The 1,381-nt window shown below is 45.8% G+C and carries 1 protein-coding gene; it reads left to right on the forward strand.

Annotation, left to right across the window (positions count from 1 at the left end; all coding sequences use genetic code 11):
* Positions 1–158 precede the first annotated feature (158 nt).
* The coding region (locus AC1DSE_RS35250) for a spore germination protein (RefSeq protein ID WP_477529122.1) at positions 159–1,381 on the forward strand (1,223 nt) is incomplete at its 3' end.

Raw genomic sequence — 1,381 nt, forward strand, 5'->3', positions numbered from 1 at the left:
TTATAGTGATGTTCCGATGCACTATGGGAAATAATTCTTGATTGAACTGGTAATCATAATACCAGTCCAACCGGATTGGAGGAAACTAGGAAAAAATGGCGCACCTTGTTAGGTTCTTAAAACAACATTTCGCGCATAGCGATGATTTCGCGGTCGAAATGAAGGAAACAAACGGAGGGCAAGTGACTCTCTGTTATTTGAAAAGTTTGGTTGATACCTCTCAAAATTTCGATTTGTTGAAAAGGATCCCTGAGTTGATTGATGCGAAGGAGGGGGGGGATAATACGGCGCCTCAGATGGAGTCCAAGTCTAACATATCCGAATCAGAGGCGGTTAATGAAGTCCTCATAGGCAACTTGGTCCTTGTTCACCGGACAGGAAACCTATCTTTAAAACCTACTTCCCGTTCTTTGCAGAGGTCTATCGACACGCCCCAAAGCGAAAGTCCCACTCAAGGTGCCTCGGACGCCTTCACAGAAAGCCTAGACTCCAATATCGGCATTCTAAGAATACATTTGCGGTCTGATAGACTTGCCATTCGCCAACTTGAAATGGGGGTAGTCAGAAAACGATCGGTTGCTGTATGTCACATTCAGGGCAAGAACAGCTGTAATATAGTGATCCAGATCGTATCCTTGCTTGAGGAGCAGAGTCAGACAGAGGTAGGAAATATCCAAGATCTAGCACGAATATTGGGTCAACGTAAATGGAGTCCAGTTCCGCTATTTTATACGTCAGAAATGCCGGAACAGGCTGTAGCACTCTTGTTAAAAGGTCGAGTGTTGTTGCTGCTTGATCAAATGCCTTACGCGCTGATAGCCCCTCCGAAATTGATGGACCTATGGAATATTTATTCCGACAGGAATATGCAGGAATCCATAACGCTTTTCCTACAAGGGTTAAGGATTCTGGGCCTGCTTATAGCGCTTCTTGTCCCAGGGCTCTATGTTGCATTCGTCGACATCAATCCGGAGTTATTCCGAATCGACATGGCTTTGTCCGTTGCCAAGAGCCGGGAAGGCGTCCCTTATCCGCCTCTTTTCGAGATGCTGCTCATGCTAATCGTCATCGAAATGATCGTAGGCGCAAGCGTGCGGCTTCCGAAAAGTATCGGTCCGACGATTACGATGGTTGGCGGTATCATCTTGGGCCAAGCTGCCGTTCAGGCGCAATTGGTGAGCAATCTTCTGTTGATCGTCGTAGCCGCATCGATCATCGCGAACTTTACATTTGTCGGGTTACAGAATGCTTTAATGATTCGCTTGTTTAAATATGTAATTGTTATTTTGGGCTCCATTTTCGGTATTTTGGGAATTTTCGCCGGTCTGGTTTGGTTGCTGTTTTATCTATCGGGCATCACCACATTCCAAGTGCCTTATCT

The organism is Paenibacillus sp. 01L418 (assembly GCF_056400045.1).